1 protein-coding gene is annotated in these 512 nt (G+C 28.9%); it reads left to right on the forward strand.

Annotation, left to right across the window (positions count from 1 at the left end; genetic code table 11):
* A partial coding sequence (locus HMPREF0528_RS08720) for a restriction endonuclease subunit S (protein WP_034525427.1) occupies window positions 1–512 on the forward strand: 512 nt, incomplete at both ends.

Genomic DNA, 512 nt, shown 5'->3' on the forward strand with positions numbered 1-512 from the left:
AGAATTTCCATATAATGAAAAAGGATGGAATATAGGAACTATTAGAGATTTAGTTTCCGATGTACGATATGGAACTAGTAAAAAAGCATCAGAAAATAATGATGGAAAGTACCCATACTTAAGAATGAATAATATCACGTACGATGGAAAATTAGATTTACGTGATTTAAAAAGCATTGACATTCCTGAAAAAGATTTAGAGAAATATTCAGTTAAAAAAGATGATATTTTATTTAATCGTACAAATAGTAGAGAACTAGTTGGAAAAACTTGTGTATATACTATTCCTGAAACAATGATATTGGCAGGCTTTATTATACGGGTTCGCTTAAACGAATTAGCTAATCCACTATTCGTTTCAACCTTTTTAAATACAGATTATTCTAAACAACTTTTTAAAACAATTTGTAAAAATGCAAGTGGTCAATCAAACATCAATGCAACTGAATTGCAGAAAATAAAAATATATATACCTCCTCTTTCCCTCCAAAATAAATTCGCAAACTTCGTCC

The sequence above is a fragment of the Lactobacillus johnsonii ATCC 33200 genome, from assembly GCF_000159355.1.
Classification (GTDB): domain Bacteria; phylum Bacillota; class Bacilli; order Lactobacillales; family Lactobacillaceae; genus Lactobacillus; species Lactobacillus johnsonii.